14 protein-coding genes, 1 pseudogene and 1 other annotated feature are annotated in these 15,887 nt (G+C 66.5%); of the genes and pseudogenes, 5 read left to right on the forward strand and 10 right to left on the reverse strand.

Annotation, left to right across the window (positions count from 1 at the left end; all coding sequences use genetic code 11):
- Positions 1 to 88: 88 nt before the first annotated feature.
- The 10 genes and pseudogenes from LY40_RS18730 to LY40_RS18775 form a co-directional block, all read right to left on the reverse strand.
- The gene (locus tag LY40_RS18730; RefSeq protein ID WP_258937643.1) at positions 89 to 850 is read right to left on the reverse strand and encodes a FadR/GntR family transcriptional regulator; all 762 of its coding nucleotides are present in this window, start codon (positions 848 to 850) and stop codon (positions 89 to 91) included.
- A 22-nt stretch (positions 851 to 872) separates the two neighbouring features.
- Positions 873 to 2,315, reverse strand: coding sequence for an aldehyde dehydrogenase family protein (locus tag LY40_RS18735; RefSeq protein ID WP_258937644.1), 1,443 nt, complete (start codon positions 2,313 to 2,315; stop codon positions 873 to 875).
- A 5-nt stretch (positions 2,316 to 2,320) separates the two neighbouring features.
- Entirely contained in the window at positions 2,321 to 3,691 is a 1,371-nt protein-coding gene (locus tag LY40_RS18740; protein ID WP_258937645.1) for a glutamine synthetase family protein, read from the reverse strand.
- The gene (locus LY40_RS18745; protein ID WP_258937646.1) at positions 3,688 to 4,458 is read right to left on the reverse strand and encodes an SDR family NAD(P)-dependent oxidoreductase; all 771 of its coding nucleotides are present in this window, start codon (positions 4,456 to 4,458) and stop codon (positions 3,688 to 3,690) included. The genes LY40_RS18740 and LY40_RS18745 overlap by 4 nt, the downstream gene beginning before the upstream one ends.
- Positions 4,455 to 5,237 carry a gamma-glutamyl-gamma-aminobutyrate hydrolase family protein gene (locus tag LY40_RS18750; protein WP_258937647.1) on the reverse strand — a complete coding sequence of 261 codons (783 nt, stop codon included), beginning with the start codon at positions 5,235 to 5,237 and terminating at the stop codon, positions 4,455 to 4,457. Before LY40_RS18750 ends, LY40_RS18745 begins: the two co-directional genes overlap by 4 nt.
- A gap of 29 nt (positions 5,238 to 5,266) precedes the next feature.
- Positions 5,267 to 6,715, reverse strand: a complete 1,449-nt coding sequence (locus LY40_RS18755) for an APC family permease (RefSeq protein ID WP_258937648.1) — start codon at positions 6,713 to 6,715, stop codon at positions 5,267 to 5,269.
- A 324-nt stretch (positions 6,716 to 7,039) separates the two neighbouring features.
- Positions 7,040 to 7,423 carry an integrase core domain-containing protein gene (locus LY40_RS18760; RefSeq protein WP_258937649.1) on the reverse strand — a complete coding sequence of 128 codons (384 nt, stop codon included), beginning with the start codon at positions 7,421 to 7,423 and terminating at the stop codon, positions 7,040 to 7,042.
- Entirely contained in the window at positions 7,404 to 8,753 is a 1,350-nt protein-coding gene (locus LY40_RS18765; RefSeq protein WP_443687888.1) for an IS30 family transposase, read from the reverse strand. Before LY40_RS18765 ends, LY40_RS18760 begins: the two co-directional genes overlap by 20 nt.
- Positions 8,754 to 8,893: 140 nt before the next feature.
- Positions 8,894 to 9,517, reverse strand: a pseudogene (locus tag LY40_RS18770) (IS3 family transposase); the annotation flags it as partial.
- Positions 9,425 to 9,553, reverse strand: a sequence feature (AL1L pseudoknot). (Overlaps the previous pseudogene by 93 nt.)
- Entirely contained in the window at positions 9,514 to 9,840 is a 327-nt protein-coding gene (locus LY40_RS18775; protein ID WP_258937650.1) for a transposase, read from the reverse strand. (Overlaps the previous feature by 40 nt.) The gene LY40_RS18775 and the pseudogene LY40_RS18770, both read right to left, overlap by 4 nt.
- Before the next feature lie 190 nt (positions 9,841 to 10,030).
- On the opposite strand from LY40_RS18775, the gene LY40_RS18780 reads away from it, so the two are divergent.
- The 5 genes from LY40_RS18780 (at position 10,031) to LY40_RS18800 (ending at position 15,874) form a co-directional block, all read left to right on the forward strand.
- Entirely contained in the window at positions 10,031 to 10,249 is a 219-nt protein-coding gene (locus LY40_RS18780; protein WP_258937651.1) for a hypothetical protein, read from the forward strand.
- Between the two features lie 784 nt (positions 10,250 to 11,033).
- Positions 11,034 to 11,714, forward strand: a complete 681-nt coding sequence (locus LY40_RS18785) for a TetR/AcrR family transcriptional regulator (RefSeq protein ID WP_258937846.1) — start codon at positions 11,034 to 11,036, stop codon at positions 11,712 to 11,714.
- A 6-nt stretch (positions 11,715 to 11,720) separates the two neighbouring features.
- Positions 11,721 to 12,704, forward strand: coding sequence for an SDR family NAD(P)-dependent oxidoreductase (locus tag LY40_RS18790; RefSeq protein WP_258937652.1), 984 nt, complete (start codon positions 11,721 to 11,723; stop codon positions 12,702 to 12,704).
- The gene (locus LY40_RS18795; protein ID WP_258937653.1) at positions 12,694 to 14,346 is read left to right on the forward strand and encodes an AMP-binding protein; all 1,653 of its coding nucleotides are present in this window, start codon (positions 12,694 to 12,696) and stop codon (positions 14,344 to 14,346) included. The genes LY40_RS18790 and LY40_RS18795 overlap by 11 nt, the downstream gene beginning before the upstream one ends.
- A 25-nt stretch (positions 14,347 to 14,371) precedes the next feature.
- Positions 14,372 to 15,874, forward strand: a complete 1,503-nt coding sequence (locus LY40_RS18800) for a flavin-containing monooxygenase (protein ID WP_258937654.1) — start codon at positions 14,372 to 14,374, stop codon at positions 15,872 to 15,874.
- The last annotated feature ends 13 nt before the right edge of the window (positions 15,875 to 15,887 follow it).

Genomic DNA, 15,887 nt, shown 5'->3' on the forward strand with positions numbered 1-15,887 from the left:
AGGTGCAACGCGAGGGAGCGATGAACACGTCCCATGCCGCCGATGCTTCGACCAGGAATGACTGGCACGTCTCACCCGGCGTCCCTGATCACAGGCCCTCGGTGAGAATCAGTTCGAATTCGTCTCTGGTGGCGGCCAGATGTCGGGTCATTTCCGCCGCTGCCCTGTCCGGGTCGCGCTCCCGGATCGCGGCGAGCACGAGCGCGTGTCCCTCTACACAGGACTCCTTGAGGAACTGGAAGCCCAAGAGGTCGACCGGCGCGAACATCTTGACCCTGGCATCCTCCACGGCCACCGCGAGTTCATGGTTCCCGGAAGCGCGTGCGACAGCGAGGTGGAACGCCGTGTCCGCGTCGCGGGAGTCGTGCAGTGCCTCCGACGCCTCGAGTTCGGCCTGCGCCTGTTCCATCGCGGCGAGCTCCTCGTCACTGCGCCGTTCGGCGGCGAATCGTGCCGCGGCGCTGTCGATCACCGCGCGGAATTCGAGGAGCGCCACGATGTCGTCCGCCCGCTCGCGGATGTCCTGGCGGATCCGCCACGCTTCCATCATCGAGGCCTGCACGAACGCTCCACCGTGGGAACCTCGGCGAATGGTGATCTGTCCACTGCCTTCCAATACCCGCAGCGCCTGCCGCAGCGTGTCCCTCGCGACGCCGAGCTGGTCGGCCAGCTGCCGCTCCGGGGGAAGGCGATCACCGGGCCGGATCCGTCCCAGCGTCATCTCCCTTCGGAGGTGATCGACGATGGCCTGGTAACCGGAAATCGCCCGTGGGGGCGCGGACGCGGCCGAGGTCTCCGACGCGGCTGCGCTGCCCGATGTGACGGAGGCGTCACCGGACCGCTTGCTCATCACGCTCGCACCTCGATCGGAACTAGAGGGGAAGACCGGGCGCGTCGGTTCCCACGATCCTCTTGCCGACGAAGAACTCTAGCAGTTCAGCGTCGCTGTGCCCGCCGATGCCGGAGCTGCCGAAGAAGCTCTGTGCCGAGTGCGGCGACATGTCCAGCACGCTCGTGCCGTTGACCTTTACCTCGCCGGCGACGAGCGCGGCGCCGAGCGAGCTCGCCTCATCGATGTCGTCGGAGAAGACGTATCCGGCGAGCCCCACCTGGCCGGAGTTCGCACGGCGCACCGCATCCTCCACCGCGTCGAAGGCTTCGACCGAGAGTAGGGGGCCGAAGATCTCCGAGTCCGGCTCGATGTCGTCGCCGACGGCGAGCGTGGGAGGAAAGAAGAAGCCTTCGTCGGGCGTCGTTCCCACCTCGATGATCGTGGCGCCGCGAGCGGCGAGGCCATCCCGCTGCGTGGTCAGCTCCAGTCGCCGCCCCTCGAAGGCGACCGGTCCGAGCGTCGTCGTGTCGTCGAGGCTCGAGCCGATTCGCAGGGTGGCGAGCTCGGTGCGCAGCACCTCTACGAGACGATCGTGCACCGTGCTTGCGGCCAGGACCCGCCGCGGCGCCTCGCACCACTGACCGGAGAGCTTCATGGCGCCGGCCACGAGCGCCCGCGCTGTGGCCTCGATGTCGGCGTCCGGTAACACGATCGCCGGGTTGTTCGAACCGAGCTCGAGACGCAGTCTGGCGAAGCGGGGTGCCGCGGCGGCTGCGATCGCACGGCCGGTCGGAGTGGCGCCCGTCATCGAGATCGCGGCGATCCGCCGGTCTTCGACGAGCTGGGCGCCCGCCTCCGCTCCGCCGAGGACCAGGTTCACGACGCCTTCGGGAAGACCGGCCTCGGCCGCCGCCTCCGCGACGAGTAGTGCGCTCCACGGCGAGGCCGGTGACGGTTTCATGACGGCGCTCGCACCCGCCGCGAGCGCGAACCCGAGCTTCTTGACGGCCATCGCCGACGGCGCGTTCCACGGCATCAGCAGGGCGGCGGGCCCCCATGGCACGCGGTGGATGCGCACGTCCCGGTCGTCGGCCGGTACGGCTTCGGCGTCACCGAGCGCGAGTGCACGGTCCGCGGCGGAGCGCACGGTGTCGCCGTTGCTGGAGGCGAACAGCCGGGTCACCGAGATCGGCACACCCGAGTTGAGCGCGTCGAGGCGGGCGATCTCGCCGGCGCGGGCGTCGAGGCCGTCGGCGAGGGCGTGTAGCAACGGCGCGCGTCGCTCGGCGCCGAGCGACGACCAGCGGCCGTCGGCGTGGGCACCGGTCGCGGCAGCCACGGCCCGGTCGATCTGCTCGCTCGACGACGATCGGCTGGAGGCGAGTTCGGCGCCGGTGTTCGGGTCACGCAGCGAGGCGCCGTCGGCGATGTGGCTCTGCTCGGCGCGGCCGTTGATCCAGGTGGACGGTGCGGGAAAGGGCATGCTCGTCAGATCCGATCGAAATAGCGTTGCAGGTCCCATTGCGTCACCGTGGATTGGTAGACGCGCCACTCGAGCTCGGCGAGGTGGCGGAAATGCGAGGTGCTGTCCTCACCGATGAGCCGACGGACGAAGTCGGACGTCGCAAACATTCCTGCGGCCTCCGCGAGCTGCGTGGGCATGGCTGCGTCGACGTCGCCGTCGTAGGCGTTGCCCACCGTCATCGCGGGAGGCTTTACCGAACGCTCGATGCCGTCGCGCGCGGAGGCCAGCACACCGCCCAGCGTCAGGTAGGGGTTGGTGTCGGCGCCGGGTATCCGGTACTCGAAACGCAAGGCGGCCGACGTGTGCCCGACGATCCGTGCCGAGACCGAGCGGTTCTGTACCGCCCATGTCCGGCCGTAGCCCGCGATCTCCTGCGAATGGGTGCGCCGGTAGGAGTTGATGGTCGGCGCGTACCAGACCATGAACGCGGGAGTGTGTTCGAGCACCCCGGCGACGGCCGAGCGCAGTGTGTCGCTCATGTGGTGCTCGGCATCCGGGTCCCAGAAGACGGACTGGCCCGCGTCGTCGCGCAACGACAGGTGCACGTGGCAGGACGAGCCGGGCTGGTCGTTGAGCGGGCGTGCCATGAATGTCACCGACAGCCCTGCTGCCACCGCGCTGTCGCGCACGGCGAGTTTGTAGAGGGCGTGCCGGTCGGCCATCTCGAGTGGATCCCCGTAGGCGAAGGTCATTTCCCACTGCCCGGTTCCCCATTCGGACTGCCCTGCCTCCATCTCGATGCCGCTTTCTCGCAGGTTGCGCCGCAGCTTCTGAAAGAAGGGCTCGTAACCGTTTCCCTCGTGGATGGTGAAATCGCTCGGGGTGAGCGTCGTGGGGTCGAGGTCCTCCCGAAAGCTGCTCTTGCGCAGCGCACGAGGGTTGTTCGCGAACAGGTAGAACTCCAGCTCCGTACCCGTCTGCGGCGAGTAGCCCATGCTCCGATATCGGGCGAGTTCTTTCTTGAGCATCACGCGCGGTGAGATCTCGAGCGGCTCGCCGGTTCCGGGCCATACGGGGTCTGCCATGCAGATGGCGACACCGTCGAGCCACGCGGCTCTGCGCAGCGTGCCGACGTCGGGGACGAGCGCCACGTCGGGTGCACCGTTGTGCATGCTGCAGACGGCGAGGACGCCTGCTCCGATGAGGTCGAAGGACTGCTCGACGTCCCAGGCCCATGCACAGGTGCAGATCTCGATGCCGCACTCGAGGATGCTGGGCAGGCGCTCTGCGGGAATCCGCCGTCCTACCAGGCGGCCCTGTAGGTCCGGGGTCGCGACGATCACCGTGTGGATGCCCGCTCGGTCGAGCTGGGACGGGTCGAGGAGATACGTCATCGCGTCAACCACCCGCCGTCCACCGGCAACTCGATGCCGTCGATCCAGGCCGCCTCGTCGGAGAGCAGCCACGAGACAGCCGACGCCACGTCGGCAGGCGTTCCGACCCGGTTCACGAGGAGGCGCTGTCCCATGAACTCCATGGCCTCGGGGCTCGTGACGTCCTCATAGGAGAAGAAGTCCGTCGCGATGGGTCCCGGCGCGACGCAGTTGACGCGGATGTTCTGGGCAGCGAGCTCGACGGCGAGTGCCTTGGTGAGCATGGGTACGCCGCCCTTGCTCGCGTTGTAGTGCGGCTGCGCGGTGCTGCCGCTGGTCACGACGACGGAAGCCTCGACGGTGGAGAGGTTGACGATCGCGCCGCCGCCCGCGGCGCCGAGGCGCGGCGCCAGTTCCTGCGCGACCAGGAACTGGCCCTTGAGGTTGACGTCGAGCACCAGGTCCCAGGCGTCCTCGGTGAGGTCACTCAATGAGTGTGGCGTTACCAGGCCGGCGTTGTTGACGAGCAGGTTGAGCGAACCCCATGCCTCGACGGCGGCCTCGGCGGCGGCCCGGATGTCGGAGCGCACGCGCACGTCGACGATGGCTGAGAGCGCCGTGCCGTCCTTGGCCTCGACGAGGTCGGCGGTCTCCCTTGCAGCATCGCCGTTGACGTCGGTTGCCATGACTCGGGCACCCTCGCCCGCCAGGCGGAGTGCGGTCTCTCGGCCGATACCGCCGCCTGCGCCGGTGATGAAAACCGATCGCCCTGCATGTCGTTTGCTCATCGTGTGACCTCCTGTGTGTCGTCGTCGCGGGTGGACTGCGCCGTCGCGGCCGCGGTGCGGGCGAGCCAATCGAAAATCGGGTCTCCACCGAAGGTCTCGGGATGCCACTGCACCCCGATCGCGGACGTTCCCGCGACCTCGATGGCCTCGGGAGTCCCGTCCGGCGCATGCCCGACGACGGTCACACCGTCGCCGGGGTGCTCGACCGCCTGGTGATGGAAGGAGTTCACCTTGGTGCGTGTGCCGTAGACAGCCGCGTGCGTGCTGCCCTCGGTGAACTCCACGTCGTGCACCCGATGCGCACGCGGATAGGCATACGAGCCGTGCGATTCGCCCTCGCCGATTTCGAGATGCTGCTGCAGCGTGCCCCCGAGCGCCACATTGAGAATCTGCTGGCCGCGGCAGACTCCGAGAACGGGAATGTCCCGCTCCAGCGCCGCGACGACGAGGTCGATCTCGAACTGGTCGCAGGCCGGGTCTACGACCGTCGTGAAAGGACCTGGCGACTGGCCGTACCGGCGCGGGTCGACGTCGTCCCCGCCGACCAGGACGAGCCCGTCGATGCGCGCGACGAGCGCCCTAGCGTCGCCGTCGAGTGGCAGGTGCACCGCGAGCGCACCCGCACCCTGCACCGACGTGGCGAACTCGGCGAAGTAGACGTCGATGGGCGCATCGGCGAACCCCTGTGGAGCTGCCATGATCGTCGCGCGCTTCCGGCGGCCGGTCAGCCCGATGAGTGGGCTTGCCGCAGTGGGAGCGACGTACCGAGTCAGAGTCATTGGATCGAGTTCCCGTGTCATTCGCGTCTCTAGTGGTCCAGTTTTTGTGTGATCAGGGTGAAAGCCTCCGGGTTTCGTGACCGCGCCAGTAGGGCCTGCACCATGCCGAGAGCCGGCGCCAGGATGACGACCGCGAGCAGCACATAGCTCACGGCGCCCCAGGTGGGGTTGCCCGCCGCGTCGACGTCGCCGACGAGTAGCGGGAAGTTGCTGCCGATCAGCCACGCGGCCACGCCGAGGCCCACCAGTCCGGCGAGCGGCGCCACATACCCCTCCCACGGGTTGGCCGGGATCGCAGTGCGCGCGAAAAAGGTGACGACCGCGAGGCAAGTGACCGTCATGAGCACGACGATGGAGAGCGTTCCGATCCCGGCAAACCAGGTGAACACCGTTTCGGGTTCCAATCCGGCGACCGTGTCGAGCACGATCACGACGGTGGCGATACCGATTTGCAGCAGCGAGGCCCGGTGCGGCGAACGGTGCCGGGGATGCACCTCACCGATGCCAGGCGGCAGTAGCCTTGCGCGGCTCATCGAGTGGAAGTAACGGGTCAGAACGTTGTGCAGCGAGAGAACGGCCGCGAACATGCTGGCGATCAGTAGCGCCCCGACCGCGGCCGAGCCGACTTGGCCTAGGTAGCGGTCGGTGACCCTGGCAACGAGCGTGGCCGGGTCGGCGCCCACGACCTCCGTCAGTCGGGACTGGCCGACACCCATCACGATCGCCCAGGCGGCCAACGCGTAGAAGATGCCGATGACCAGTGCGGAGCCGTAGGTGGCTCGCGGGATCGTGCGGTCGGGGTCGCGTACCTCGCTGCGGTAGACGACCGTCGACTCGAAGCCGATGAAACCCGCTATCGCGAACATGAGCGCGAGAGCCGGAGACCCCGAAAGGATGTTCTCGAGCGAGAACGGACTCAAGGACAATCCCTCGGCACCGCCCGTCATCATGATCGATGCCGCCAGCGCGAGGACGGTCGCCATCTCGGCGATCAGCGCCACGAGCAGCACGCGTGAGCTCAGTTCGATGTGCCGGTAGCCGAGCACGGCGACGACGGCAACGCAGGCGAGAGTGACGATCCACCAGGGGACGTCGGGGCCGCCGAGTAACACGATGCTCGATCTGACGGTCGCACCGAAGTAGGAGAAGACAGCGACCTGGATGGTTGTGTAGCAGAGCACGGCGAGATAGGCCGCGGCGACTCCCGGAACACGTCCGAGGCCGTGCGAGATGTAGGTGAAGAATGCGCCCGCGTGCGGCAGGCGCTTGCTCATGGCCATCAGGCCGACTGAGAACAGCAACAGAATGCCGGTGGCCACCAGGAACATCACCGGCAGACCGGCACCGTTACCGGCCAGGAAGCCGATCGGCATGATGCCGCCGACCACGGTAAGCGGTGCGGCGCACGCGATCACCATGAAGGTCACTGCGTATGGGCCGAGGGTGCCGCTCAGCCGGTCTTCGCCCTGGACGCTCATCGGCGAACCTCCTCAGGGAATGATTTGGCCTAATAACCAGACCATTCGTCCATAGAGAGTGAACACCCACTTGAATGAAGTTGACCTAATCGTTATGTAGTGCCTGCTCGTGATGGCCACCGCTCAGCCGAGGCGCGCCGAACGTGCAGACAGGGCGGACGAACCGCGGTCACTGACGGCCGGTCGCCGGACCGCGGCGTGGAACTCGAGCGGAGCGTCAACCTGTTCATCCGCGCTATGGCAATCGGAGTGATCGTGCGGCCAGCCTTGTGTCGGACGACCAAGCGTGAAACCGGGGAATCGTTCAGGACAAGCGCGTCACCCTCACGCTGGGGGCGTCATCTGAACCGTCACGGGGAAGGGACCGGCTTCGGTGTTAGACCAGCGCCGGTCGGCGTGGTTGGTGTCAGAGCGTAGTAGGCGCTTTCCTGCTCGGCGGGTGTGCGGTAGCCGAGGCGGGGAGTGCAGACGGGCGTTGTTGTACCAGTCGGCCCATTCCATCAGGGCGTATTCAACCTCGGCGAGGGTCTTGAACGGGCCGTGTCGGTTGACGACTTCGGTCTTGAACAACCCGATGATCGACTCCGCCAGGGCGTTGTCGTAAGCGTCGCCGACCGATCCGATCGACGGTCGGATGTCTTCGAGTTCGAGGTGCTCGGCGAACCGGATCGAGGTGTATTGACTGGGTTCAATCGGTCGTTGCAACACCGGGCTGTTCGAGGGAGTGTAACTGTTCTTCGAAAACCTCTGTAGGGGTCTTCCACCCGAGGACCTTCCGCGGCCGGTTGTTGAGAGCGAGAGCAACGGCTTCGAGGTCTTCGGCTGACCATCGCGATAGGTCAGTGCCCTTGGGGAAATATTGGCGTAGCAGGCCGTTGGTGTTCTCGTTTGTTGGCCGTTGCCAGGGTGAGTGCGGATCAGCGAAGAACACTCGTGTGCCCGTCGCAAGAGCGAATGCGGCATGCCCCGACATCTCCTTGCCACGATCCCACGTGATCGTCTCGCGCAACTGCTCTGGCAACGTCGTGATCGAGTCGGCCAGGGCGTTGTTCATCGCGACAGCTCCGTACCCGCCGAGCGAAGGGCCGTTTTTCACCACCGGCATCTCGCCCCACCCGTCTTGTCTCGGCAGATGAACCAGGATGGTCGAGCGACTCGAGCGCTCCACGAGCGTGCCTACCGCGGATCGGTCTGTGCCGATGATCAGATCGCCTTCCCAATGCCCCGGTACCGCGCGGTCATCGGCTTCCGCGGGACGTTTCGAGAGCACGACATCCTCGGTGACATGCCCATATGGTTTGTTCCGTCCGCGTTCGCGCGGCTTGCGCAACGCTCTGCCGGTGCGCAAGTAGGTGACGAGTTCGCGCTTGAGTGCGCCGCGAGATTCGATGAACAGCGCTTGGTAGATCGCCTCGTGGCCGATGCGCATGGACTCATCATCGGGGAAGTCGATCGTCCTCCGATGCGAGATCTGTTCCGGACTCCACGACAACCCCCACCGCCTGTCGGCCCGGTGGGGCTTGTTGAGCTTCGTCCACGGCGGTGTCTCCGGACCTTCCACGGCGCTCCCATCCGGCCGGCGCACCTTCCCCTCGAGACGCTCCGCGACATACTCGCGCAGAGCGCCGTTCGTCGCCAACTTCGCCACCTTGGGGCGCTTCGCGGCCTGTTGCGCCTTCCACTGAGCGACCGTGACACGGTACTCCTGTCTACCTGCACGGGTAGCGGCATTACGACGCAACTCGCGCGAGATCGTCCCGGGATCTCGGCCGATCTGGCGGCCGATCTCTCTGACACCCTTCTCCTGGGCACGAAGGATCGCGATCTCCTCACGCTCGGCGAACGACAGATATCGGCCCGAGGGCTCATCCAGCGAGATCGGCGGCATGCCGCCAGCGTGACGAAACCACCGTGTCCCGACCGGCACCGACACACCGACCTGAAGCGCCGCCTCCGCCGACGTGATACCTGTCGCGATCAGCTGCCAGAACTGTCGCTGGACCGCGCGCGAGGGGTCAGGACGTCCGGGCGAACGCATCGCCGGCCGAAGCGCCCGATCCGCACGCCACTGCCGCCGCACCCGGTCAGGCGCATCGCTGGTCTTCTTCTTGCCCCAGTCTGTCGTCGCCACCCCTGAACACCTCCACGATCAAGGTGTTGCGACGACCAGTTGAACTCGCCTTGACTGCCGGCATCGGAGTGGTGGATCAGCCCCGGCCCGATCGGATGCCCGTTGTGATCGCGTCGCCAGACGGCCATGTTGAGTGCTTTGGACATCAACGCGGTTGTCTTCGTACTTGCGGCGGTCCAGCCGACGATCGCGCGCGAGTACGCGTCGATGATGAAGGCCACGTAGGACCAGCCGGTCCAGGTCGCCACGTAGGTGAAGTCCGCGACCCACACGTGGTTCGGCGCGCAGGCGGTGAAGTCACGATTGAGCTTGTCTCCGGCTCGTATCCCATCCTTGGCGGTGATTGTCGTGCGCTGCTTGTGCCCCTGCACGACCCCGTTGAGCCCCAGTTCTCGCATGATGCGGTCGACGGTGCAGAACGCCACCTCGTGGCCCTGACGGCGCAGATAGCGGGTCATCTTGCGCCGCCCGTACATCTCCTCTGGCTTACCCCGCACGTCGCGCAGGGCGTTCTCTACGTGGGCGTCGGCGACATCTCGCGCCGAGGCAAGCCGATGTCGGGCTTTGCGATAAGTCCTGGGCGCGACCTGCACCCCGTGCGCCGAGAGCGCACGGCAGATCGACTCGACGCCGTAGACCTGGCGATACTCGTCGATGAAGGCGACGATCAGCGGTGTCGCGGGTCGAGTTCCCGCGCGAAGAAAGCCGAGGCCAGCTTCAGAATCTCGTTGGCCTGCTTGAGGTCCCGGACCTCCTTGCGCAGCTTCTGCAACTCGTCACGTTCGGCCGCCGACAGCCCCGCACGTTGCTCATCGCCGGACTGCGAGCCCGCTGCCAGGGCCTTTTTCACCCACACCCGTAGCGATTCGTGGTGCACATCAACCAGCGGAGCAATCGCCCTCGCCGCGGCATACGGGGACTCAAACTCATCCAGCCGTTCCAAGACCAGACGAACGGCCTTCTCACGGACCTCGGGCGGGTAGCGCTTCGACATGATGACGACCATCTTCCCTCAAGACAGGAAGTGGCCCCCAACTCGTGACGGTTCAGTTTGGCGTCGGCGGCGGTGGTAGGTGCATTCGCTTTCAGTGCCACACGAAGCATCTGAGTCGTCACCGGGTCGCCAGCCACGCCCGTCGGTGGCTAGACAGTCGACCGCTCGGCGAGCTGCCAAGGGCCCGCAGGTGCTCGGACATCTGCCGGATCTCGGCGAGGCCGCGTTGGATTCCTTCGTCGTCAGCGGCGCTGGCGTCCATGGCGCCGACACCGAGGTGTGTCCGCAGCGACTCGACCAGAGCGTTGAGTTCCTCAGCGCCCATCACCGCGTCGGTATCCAACGTGAACGGCAGATCCGGCGTTGCGCCGACGCGGGCGGCGCGCCAGGTGCGTTGACACGCTTCTGAACAGAAGTCGGCGTCGACCGACGAGGCGAGACTGCCCGCATTGCTGGCACCCGAGAGTGGCGTCGATCTCGGCCAGGATGTCCGACACGGCTACCCCTGCGGAACCTTCTGCTCGACGACCTCCACCAGCGTGTGTTGGCCATCTTGCGCGCCTTGTCGATGCCGGACTGGATGACCAGTACATAGACGCGGGCGGTATCCGTGACGCCGATGGCGACTGTGCAACTGGTGGGGCTGGGTAGGGCCGAACTGCGCGGCGTCTGCCTTGCTGAGCAGCGAGCACGGGTCGAGCTCGGCGGATGGTGTACCGGTGCCAGCTTCGCCTTCGGATGGCGGGGTAGAGGCTTAGGACGACGCGGCCGGCCTGCTCGGTCCGCCGGCAGTCTCCGGAGTACCGCCCTCGCTGTTGCAACACGAGGTGACGATGGCAGCTCGCCTCGACTTCGCGGTCCACCCCCGCACCCGAGCCCGACGATACCGGCTGCACGGGTTGGACATCGACAACTGACCGGCTGGCTGATTTGGTCGCCGAAGACATCATGCGCCGGATCGACGCCCGAGAATGGCCACCCGGGGCGTGCTTGCCGGTGCGATCAGCGCTGCGCGGCGAGTACGTGCACTGCCGAGGCGATCAAGGACGTGCTGATCACGCCGCTACGCCGCCATGTTCGGCACGTTGGAACGGACCCCAGAAATTGAATCGAATTCAAGACATCCCTTGACGGGGCAGGATGCCGGAATCTAGCCTCAAGTTACTGAATCTGATTCAAGACTTGGAGTGGTGATGGTCGTCAATCGGCGTGGTGAGGCGTCTCGTTCCGCGCTGCTGGCCGCGGGCAAGACCGCGTTCAGCAGCCGTCGGTACGAAGAGGTCTCGATCGTGGACTTGGCGCGCGAGCTCGGCGTGGCGGCCGGCTCGATCAGCTACCACTTCGGTGGCAAGCGGGGCTTCTACTTGGCCGTGCTCGAGGCTGCGGCAGACGAGTTCTGGGGCGATCTGCTGGCGATGCGCGGTCCCGCACTGGACCGGTTGAGTCGCGGTGTCGACAGGTTGCTCGATGAGGCGGTGCAGCAGCCGGCGTCGTTCGAGGCGCTGATCGCTGATGTCGCCGATGCCGAGGTCCGCCAGATTCGGGAGCGGCATCGGGGCCGGCTGGCCGATGCGTTGGCCGTCGAGATGACCGGTTCGAGTTCGTCGGTGGTACTGCGCGCGGCGATCAGCGGGTTTCTGTCTTTCGTCGAGGGGTTGGTGTTGCATTGGCTGCACACCGGCGAGATCACTCGTGTCCAGGTCAAGGATCTGATCATGGGCAACTTCTTCGGTGCCGCGATGAGCGCGTTGCGGGTCGACCCCGATATCGAACTTACCCAGCGAGCCATTGATGCCGCGCTCTCGGATGCGCACGGCTTTGGCCTGTTTGCGGGTTCCTCAGACGTTTTCCATCGAGCCGAAACACCGGAGTGATCACTGATGTCTACAATTCTGCCCACCGGTCCGTCGCGTATCGTCGGCACACCGGTCGCGCGGGCGCTGGCTTGGCTGATCGGGCCGCGGGGATTGCGCGATCAGGCCACTCTGCGCCGCGAGATACAGGGCAAAGTCGTCGTGATCACCGGAGCGTCCTTCGGGGTCGGCGAGGCGACGGCGAAATGGTTTGCCGGTGCCGGTGCACGGGTTGTCCTCGCCGCGCGATCGGTCGATCGGTTGAGGGAGGTTTCCGACGAGATCGCCGCCGCCGGTGGTGAGGCCTATTCGTATCCGCTCGACCTGACAAGCGAGGATTCGGTGCGCGAATTCGCCGATGCGGTTCTGTGTGACTTCGGTGGCGTCGACGTACTGATTCACAACGCGGGCAAGTCGCTGCGGCGCTCGATCCACCTGTCCTACGACCGGCCCAAGGACGTCACCGCCACCACCGGCGCGAACTACCTGGGGCCGATGCGGCTGACTCTGGCACTGCTGCCCGGTATGCGCGAGCGCGGCAGTGGCCATATCGTCAACGTCTCGACGGTCGGCATCATGTTCCCCGTCGCGCCGAAGTGGGGTTTCTACCTGTCGTCGAAGCTGGCCTTCGACTGGTGGATGCGAGCGGTAGGCGCCGAAGCCCGTGCCGACGGCGTCACCTTGACCACCTTCTACGGCGGCCTGCTGCACACCAGGATGAGCGCACCCAGCCGCTGGATGCGGGTGCTGCCGGGGCAGACTTCGCAGGACGCGGCCAAAGTGCTGGCCAAAGCCGTGGTGAACAAGCCGCGCACGATGACCCCGCTCTACGGCTTCCCGTCGGCGATCCTGGTGACGCTGCTGCGGCTGCCGCTGGAAGTGCTGGTGGAACGGATCTTCCGCAATCTCGGTGATACTCAGGCCTCGCTGTCGCGGCTGCGACCCGCCGCCGGTTCGCCACCGGTTGCGTCCGTCGGCGACCAGGCGGAGGTGGCTAGCGGTGCGCGCTGATCTTCGACACGGCCTCCGGCAGTGGGGTTCGGCACTGTCCGCGATCGCGAAGTCGGGAATGCTCGCACCGGTCGGTCCGCGCAAGGCGGCGGCCCTGGCCCGCAGCTTCTACCGATACGGGCCGACCCCGGCGATGTTGCTGGCGGCGACGGCGATCCGCCACCCGGACAAGGTCGCGATCATCGACGACGCCGGGGAGCTGACGTACCGGCAGCTGCAAGGGCGTGCCGAAGCGATCGCGGCCGCGCTGTTCGCGGCCACGCCGACGCCCCCTAGATCAGTGGGCATCCTCTGCCGCAACCATCGCGGGTTCGCCGAGGCGCTGGCCGCGGGCGCACAACTCGGCGCGGAACTGATCTTCATCAACACCGAACTCCCACCGGCGCAGTTGCACGCGATCCTGGCCAGGCACCAGCCCGACGTTCTGATCTACGACGACGAGTACGCTGCCGCCGTCGAGGACGCCTACTATCTGGGGTTGCGGGTGCCGGCCTGGCATGAACCCAGCGCCGAAACCTCTGCGCTGCCCAGCCTCGACGACCTCGCCGCGCGCAGTGGTCCGGCACCGCCGCGGGTGCGTGGCACGGTCAAGCTGACCTTGCTGACCTCGGGAACCACGGGATTGGCCAAGGGAGTGCCGCGCGCGGTCAAGCCCACTGCGATCGTGCTGTTGGCCGTGACGGCGATGGCGATCGTGCGACTACGCACGACGGACCGGGTCTTGGTCGCACCGCCGATGTTCCACGGTTTCGGACTGCTCGCTCTACTCGGCCCGCTGGCCTTGGGCGCGACCGCGATCTGCCGCCGCCGATTCGACGCGCAGACCGCGCTGGACGATATCGCCCGCCACCGGGTCACGGTGGTGATGGCGGTGCCGGTCATGTTGCAGCGAATGTTGGCCGTGCCCGGTCTTACCGACAACGCGTCGGCGCGTTCGGCGCTGCGGATCATGGTCACCGGCGCCGCACCGATCGCACCGGCAACGGTGTCGGCGCTGATCGAGGAATTCGGGCCGATTCTGGTCAACGGCTACGGCTCGACCGAGGCCGGTCTCGTCACGATCGCCACGCCCCAGGACCTCCTCGCCGCACCCGACACGATCGGCCGGACCCTGCTCGGGGTGTCGGTGCGAATCCTGCGCGCCGACCGAACCGAGGCAGCCACCGGCGAGATCGGTGAGATCTTTGTCCGCAGTGGACTGGAGTACGCCGGTTACACCCCCGACGCCGCCGCAACGGTGTCGTCAAAGGAGATCCTCGACGGCCACGTCAGCACCGGGGACCTGGGGCACTTCGACGCCGAAGGCCATCTGTTCATCGATGGTCGTGCCGACGACATGATCGTCTCCGGCGGAGAGAACGTCTTCCCCGGCGAGGTCGAATACCGTCTCGTCGAGCACCCCGATATCACGGACGCCGTCGTGATCGGCGTCGCGGACGCCGAGTTCGGTCAGGTCTTCAACGCGTTCATCGTGCTCGGTTCCGGGGCCGCGACCCCGGCCGATGACGCCCTCAAGCAGCATGTGCGCCAAGCGCTCGAACGCTACAAGGTTCCCAAACGGTTCATCGTGGTCGACGAGATTCCGCGCAACGCAAGCGGCAAGGTTCTGCGGGCGAAACTGCACGCCCCGACCACGCCCTGATCGAGCACTTCGGAAAGGCCGGGCCATGACTACGAAGCCATATCGCGAGCCCTCGATCATCATCATCGGTGCCGGCGTCGCCGGAATCGCCGCCGCGGTGACCTTCAAGAAGGCCGGGTTCGAGGATTTCGTTATCCTGGAGAAAGGATCCGACGTCGGTGGGGTGTGGTTCTGGAATCGCTATCCGGGACTGACTTGCGATGTGCCCTCGCAGGTGTACCAGTTCGGGTTCGCCCCGAAGGCGGACTGGAGCCGGATCTGGGCCACCGGAGCCGAAATCCAGCGTTATCACGCCGACGTTGTCGAGAAGTTCGGATTACGCGAGCACTTGCGCCTGGACAGCGAGGTCACCGACGCGGTATTCGACGGGAACCGCTGGGACGTCACCGTCGCCGATGGCACCCGACACCGCGCGGACTTCGTCATCGCCGCGACCGGCGTACTGCACCATCCGTTCACCCCCGACATCCCGGGGCTGGACGAATTTGCCGGTGCCACGGTTCACACCGCGCGCTGGAACGACTCGATTGTCACCGAGGGCAAGCGGATCGCGGTGATCGGCTCCGGCTCGACCGGCGTGCAGGTCGTGTCGGCACTACAGCCGGACGCGGCGACACTGACCCAGTTCGCCCGCACTCCGCAGTGGGTGCTGTGGGCGCCGATGGGATTGCGACAGTCCTCGCTGGTGACCAAGGTGCTCTTGGCGTCCCCGGCTCTGCGCGATCGGGTCTACGGCCTGTCGCTGTGGGCGTCGGGGATTCTCGCCGACGTCGTCCTGCGTCCGACCTGGCGGCGCAGACTGGTCCAGCGATTCGCGCGCTGGTCGTTGCGCGCGCAGGTCCGCGACCGGAAGCTGCGCGAAACACTGACCCCCGACTATCAGCCACTGTGCAAGCGGCAGGTCGTCTCGGGCACCTACTACCAGGCCATCCAGGCAGCCAATGCGGAACTGGTCACCGAAGGGATCACCGAGATCACCCCGGCCGGTATCCGCACCGCCGACGGGCGTGAGCACGAGATCGACCTGATCGTGTTCGCGACCGGGTTCCACCCGCACAACTACATGCGCCCGATGAACCTACGTGGCCGCGACGGGCTCACCATCGATCAGGCGTGGGAGAAAGGCCCACGCGCCTACCGCATGTCCGCGATCCCCGGTTTCCCGAACCTGTTCACGGTGCTCGGGCCGAATTCGCCGACCGGGTCGATCTCGCTGCAGTACTCCGCCGAACTCACCTCCCGCTACATCACCCGCTGGCTCGAGCGTTTCCGGGCCGGTGAGTTCGACACCGTCGAGGTCACCGAGGATGCCACCACCCGGTTCAACGACGCGGTAGCCGAGGCGATGGGCCCGACCGTGTGGAACACCGGCTGCAACTCCTGGTACTTCACCGAGCAGAACACCATCGACCTGTGGCCCTTCGACCGCAAGACGATGACCGCGATGCTCACAGAACCCGACGACCACGACTTCCTGATCAACCGAAACGCACCCGCGCGCGACTCCGCCGAATCATCGACCCGCTGAATCCAGAATGAGG

The organism is Prauserella salsuginis, from assembly GCF_024648885.1.
GTDB classification, from domain to species: domain Bacteria; phylum Actinomycetota; class Actinomycetes; order Mycobacteriales; family Pseudonocardiaceae; genus Prauserella; species Prauserella salsuginis.

Excerpts from the sequence above, each read along its gene's own strand:
- LY40_RS18730 (WP_258937643.1), bottom strand. The coding sequence starts at position 850 with ATGAGCAAGCGGTCCGGTGACGCCTCCGTCACATCGGGCAGCGCAGCC.
- LY40_RS18735 (WP_258937644.1), bottom strand. The coding sequence starts at position 2,315 with ATGCCCTTTCCCGCACCGTCCACCTGGATCAACGGCCGCGCCGAGCAG.
- LY40_RS18740 (WP_258937645.1), bottom strand. The coding sequence starts at position 3,691 with ATGACGTATCTCCTCGACCCGTCCCAGCTCGACCGAGCGGGCATCCAC.
- LY40_RS18745 (WP_258937646.1), bottom strand. The coding sequence starts at position 4,458 with ATGAGCAAACGACATGCAGGGCGATCGGTTTTCATCACCGGCGCAGGC.
- LY40_RS18750 (WP_258937647.1), bottom strand. The coding sequence starts at position 5,237 with ATGACTCTGACTCGGTACGTCGCTCCCACTGCGGCAAGCCCACTCATC.
- LY40_RS18755 (WP_258937648.1), bottom strand. The coding sequence starts at position 6,715 with ATGAGCGTCCAGGGCGAAGACCGGCTGAGCGGCACCCTCGGCCCATAC.
- LY40_RS18765 (WP_443687888.1), bottom strand. The coding sequence starts at position 8,753 with ATGCGTTCGCCCGGACGTCCTGACCCCTCGCGCGCGGTCCAGCGACAG.
- LY40_RS18775 (WP_258937650.1), bottom strand. The coding sequence starts at position 9,840 with ATGTCGAAGCGCTACCCGCCCGAGGTCCGTGAGAAGGCCGTTCGTCTG.
- LY40_RS18785 (WP_258937846.1), top strand. The coding sequence starts at position 11,034 with ATGGTCGTCAATCGGCGTGGTGAGGCGTCTCGTTCCGCGCTGCTGGCC.
- LY40_RS18790 (WP_258937652.1), top strand. The coding sequence starts at position 11,721 with ATGTCTACAATTCTGCCCACCGGTCCGTCGCGTATCGTCGGCACACCG.
- LY40_RS18800 (WP_258937654.1), top strand. The coding sequence starts at position 14,372 with ATGACTACGAAGCCATATCGCGAGCCCTCGATCATCATCATCGGTGCC.